Source organism: Anaplasma phagocytophilum, assembly GCF_023476575.1.
GTDB classification, from domain to species: domain Bacteria; phylum Pseudomonadota; class Alphaproteobacteria; order Rickettsiales; family Anaplasmataceae; genus Anaplasma; species Anaplasma phagocytophilum_A.
In genome coordinates, this window is record NZ_JAHLEX010000091.1 from 1 (window position 1) to 4763 (window position 4763).

Here is a 4763-nt window from a genome sequence, read left to right on the forward strand (position 1 = left end):
AAATCAATACACTTTGGGTAGAATATAAAAGCGCTACAGCTTGATTTTCTGTTAGATAGCACAATACTATAGTAACTATTATAGATGCCATAGATGATAGAGATACATAGCGTGTATTGTTAAAGGTGAAGAGCCACGTTATGAAAAACATGCTTAGCATCAAAGAATTTAACGGTATCATGACTCCGATTACAGTTGCTACACCCTTTCCTCCTTTAAACTTTAACCATATTGGGAATATGTGACCCAACACAGAAAATAACCCTATTGCGTATAGCTCTTCTCTTGTAATAGCGATACCGTATTTACTAACCAAGTATATCAAAACTGCAGATTTTGCCATGTCTAATAGTAGAACTAACACAGCTAGCTTTTTATTAACTCTAAAAACATTAGTAGCTCCCACATTTTTAGAACCTATTTTCCTTATATCTTTCTTTGTTACAAACTTTGTAAGTATGTATGCAAAAGGTATAGAACCTAGGAGATACGCTCCCATTAGTATTGCTAAAAACACTAAATCTTCCTCATAAGCAAATTCACTAAATAGTACAAAGATGATACAATCTATGTCGTGTTATTGTATACTATATTTGGGAAAGTTTATTAACATGTTCGAATATATTATTCAACGTGCATTAGAAGAGGACTTAGGTACTATTGGTGATATTACAACTGAGTGTATTGTTGGGAACCAAAGGATTGAATTCGAGGTAAATGCTAGAGAAGAACTGATAGTTTCTGGCATGCTGTTTATTTCCGATTTGGCAAACGTGCTACACAAAGAAGATATCTCTTTTTATCCTCTTGAAGTTGATGGAACTCCAGTGAAATCTGGAACTTGTTTACTTAGAGGAGAAGGAATCGCTTCAAAGGTTCTATCTGTAGAGAGGGTTTTACTGAACTTTATTCAACGTGCTTCTGGAATTTCCTCTTTGACTAAACAGTTTGTCGAAATCATACATGGAACCAATGCAATCATTCGCAGTACTAGGAAAACATGTCCTGGTTTGAGGAAATTTGACCTGTATGCCGTACATGTAGGGGGAGGAGAAAGTTTTAGGACTGGATTGTTTGATGGAGTATTGATAAAAGACAATCATATAGCTAGTTGTAGCGGTATATCTGAATGTGTTAATAAGGTTAGAAAAAAATTGGGTAACGTCATCATTATCGTTGAATGTGATACTACTGAGCAAGTTGAGGAATCTGTTATAAACAACGTGAATACGGTAATGCTAGATAACATGTCTCTGGATCACATAAAAAAGTCAGTAAAAATCGTTAATTCGCGCTCAAAAATAGAAGTTTCTGGTGGAGTAAATCTAGACAATGTACGAGCTATTGCTGAATGTGGTGTAGACTATATATCCGTAGGTTGCATCACAAATGCGGTAAAATGCAAAGACATAGGCCTAGACGTTATATGATAGAGACAGCTAAAAAGGATGTTACACTCAACCTACGAGCTTATATCCTTCCAAATTCCTTTTATCTTTTGAAAAAATCCTGAGAATTTTGGACTGCTATTAGCATTAGACTCATCTTCGAACTGCTTGAGAATCTCTTCTTGTTTCTTAGTTAACTTTACAGGAGTCTCTACGGTGACCTGTACATACATATCTCCCCTTCTTTCTCCTCCTTGTATGTCAGGCATACCCTTACCCCTCATACGCAATTTATCATTACTCTGCGTTCCCTCAGGTATCTTGAGCTTTGTCCATGTTCCATCAATAGAAGGCATTTCAATTTCTCCCCCTAAGGCCGCTAATGTCATCTTAATTGGTACATTACAATACAAGTCCATTCCCCTTCTTGTAAAAAACTTATGGTCTTTTACCACAACGTAAACGTATAGGTCTCCGCTCCTAGCTCCTCTATAACCAGCTTCTCCCTTACCATTAACTCTTACTTTGTTACCATTTTCTATTCCCCTTGGAACAGTAACTAAAATTCCAACTTCATTTCTTATTCTTCCACTTCCAGCGCAACGTTTGCACTTATTTTTTATTACCTCCCCTTCACCACTACACGTATGACATAATTCCTCTATTGTCAGGAATCCCTTTCGTGTCCTTATTCTTCCAGAACCATTACATGTTCCACATTTAACAGACTTTGCAGTCCCTTCACCACCACTACCACTACAATGGCTACACTGCACATGTGTTACATAGCTTATAGGAACCTTAACCCCCTTAAACGCATCTTCCAATGTTACTTCAATATCATATCTCAGATCAGAGCCACGCATATTCTCACGGCTGTTCTGGCGTGATGTTTTACCAAAACCACCCTCAAAGAAGTCATTAAATATGTCGGAAAAATCAGTAGAGAACCCACCTTCAAAACCTCCAGTAAAACCCTGATTTCCACCCATACCGTTGGCAAAAGCACTGTGCCCATACCTATCATACGCCGCTCTCTTATCACTATCCGTTAGAACATCGTATGCTTCGCTAATCTTCTTAAACTTCTCCTCAGCTTCTTTACTTCCAGGATTTCTATCAGGATGGTAATCAAAAACTTTTTTTCTATAAGACTTCTTTATCTCTTCTTCACTAGCACCCCTACTTACTCCTAGTAAATCGTAATAGTCATCACTTCCCATCTTATTTTCTTCACACCATATAAAAAAGAAGCCATAATATATGTAGCCATCAAAGTTGCGATATTCAATATCACAACTTAAGATTCCTTAGGTATTTTACTAAAATCTATAACAGAATTATACAAACTTACGACCCATAAACTTAAATTTACTCTATTCTTACGCGTCTCAACACTACCATCATCGTGAACCCTAACCTTATCTAAAAAGGCATTTACCACACCACTCATGTTAGCAAGACAATCCATAGCTTCCCTAAAACTATGAGCCTTAAGTACCGAGCTAATTACCCCATCACAGTGTTTCGCCTTTCTATATAACTCTATTTCACAACTCTCAACACAAAGCTTTTCACTACACCACTTATACCATATCCTCTTTTCCTTTACAGGAACACCACTACCCTTCAATAGTACGTTTCTTATCCTCCTATAAGCGGCCAGTATGTTTTTACCATCCTCCGTTTTCAGATATTCACTCAATATAACCGCTTTTTTCTTTACCAATAAAATATCATGAAACTCTCCCACAACGATGTTTATGATATCCCTATCTAACCCTTCTTCCCGGAGAATTATCTTCAATCTTTCATAACAGAAATCTAAGACCAAAGAAGTTATACAATCAACATCAATACTTCTAAATACTGACCTTAGATCCTTATTCTTCTTCGCATCACAAAGATAGAAAGATACGGACTTCGACACCATAAGATCTAACGGTATCGATATACAATTTTCCTTTATAACTCTCAGCAAAGCTATTGCAGTTCTACGTAGCGCAAAAGGATCACGAGAACCACTTATCCTCTCAGTAGCCATTAACCCCACCAAAGTATCTACCTTATCCGCAATTGATAAAGCAATACCTATAGGAGAAGAAGGACATTTATCCTGTTGACTACTAGGTAAATAGTGCTCTTCCAACGCATCACACACTGCACTTTCTTCCCCAGCATGTTGTGCGTAATACCTTCCCATTTTCCCCTGTAATTCAGGGAACTCCTTAACCATAAGCGAAGCAAGATCAGCTTTAGAAAGCAAAGATGCTCTCTCCACTTCCAACATATGCGCCCTAGGTACCCATACTGAAGCGTATTTTGCAAGAGCAGATATTCTATTAACTTTATCGAGTACTGAGCCCAAATCTCTCTTAAATACTATACTTGCAAGCTGCTCCCGATACCTATCCAAACCATATTGCTTATCCTTTTCTATTAAAAACATGGCATCGGAAAGCCTTGCTCTTAATACCATTTCATGAATTTTTATTACCCTTTCATTGATAACACTAGCTACAGAAGCGAATTTAACTATTCTTCCATTTTCATCATAAATAGCCAAGCATCTTTGGTGTTTAGTTAATACACATGCGATTACCTCTCTAGGCAGTGACATAAATTTTTCATCAACACTTCCTAGTAACACCTTAGGATGCTCAAGCATTCCATTTAGCTCATCTAGTATTTTATCGTTAACATCATACTTAAGAAGGGTACCAGCAATTTTCTCATTCAATTGCCTTAATATGCTTCTTCTCCTTTCCTCATGGTCCAACATAACCATGTTCTCAGACAAGAATGATAAATAGCCATCCACTCCATTTATAGTATGAGGAGTTTTCGCAAACCTAATATTTCCATAAGTTATATTATTAGCTTTACTCCTAGCCACTGTTATAGGAACTACTGCCCCACCTAGCACGCACGCGACGTTTAGAACCGGACGCACCCATTCTCCAACTCCACACCCCCACTTCATTCTCTTGTGCAGAGGAAAATTATCTACGGCATCCTGTATAATTTCACATACCTTCTCATTGAGATTATTTATACCTACGGATTCCCGTACAGAATAATAAAATTCAACTCCACCTATGTTACGTACCTCAAGTTCTCCAACTTCTGACTTCCCAACCTTTTTCAAAAATCCCGCTATAGATTCTTGAGAAGACGACACTCTCGGTCCTTTAATTTCCTTATTTTCTAATGAATTACCCTGCGCCAATCCTTCAGCAATAAAACATATGCGATTTGCCGAGACTAGAGTTCTAGATTTTTTACTATCTATACCAAACTTACTAAACCCAGAACAGATGGTAGTTTTCAGATAGCCCAATGCAATATCGAGCATTTTAGAGGGCATCTGTTCGC

General features: G+C 37.5%; 4 protein-coding genes. 1 reads left to right on the forward strand and 3 read right to left on the reverse strand.

Annotation, left to right across the window (positions count from 1 at the left end; translation table 11 throughout):
* A partial coding sequence (plsY, locus tag KPX09_RS04430) for a glycerol-3-phosphate 1-O-acyltransferase PlsY (protein ID WP_249549172.1) occupies positions 1–499 on the reverse strand: 499 nt, incomplete at its 3' end.
* Positions 500–611: 112 nt separating this feature from the next.
* On the opposite strand from plsY, the gene nadC reads away from it, so the two are divergent.
* Complete coding sequence (gene nadC / locus KPX09_RS04435; protein ID WP_249549173.1) at positions 612–1430, forward strand: carboxylating nicotinate-nucleotide diphosphorylase; 819 nt, start codon at positions 612–614, stop codon at positions 1428–1430.
* A 32-nt stretch (positions 1431–1462) separates the two neighbouring features.
* On the opposite strand, the gene dnaJ is transcribed toward nadC, so the two are convergent.
* On the reverse strand, positions 1463–2611 hold the full coding sequence (dnaJ, locus tag KPX09_RS04440) for a molecular chaperone DnaJ (protein ID WP_249549174.1): 1149 nt from the start codon (positions 2609–2611) through the stop codon (positions 1463–1465).
* Positions 2612–2688: 77 nt separating this feature from the next.
* A partial coding sequence (gene glyS / locus KPX09_RS04445) for a glycine--tRNA ligase subunit beta (RefSeq protein WP_249549175.1) occupies positions 2689–4763 on the reverse strand: 2075 nt, incomplete at its 5' end.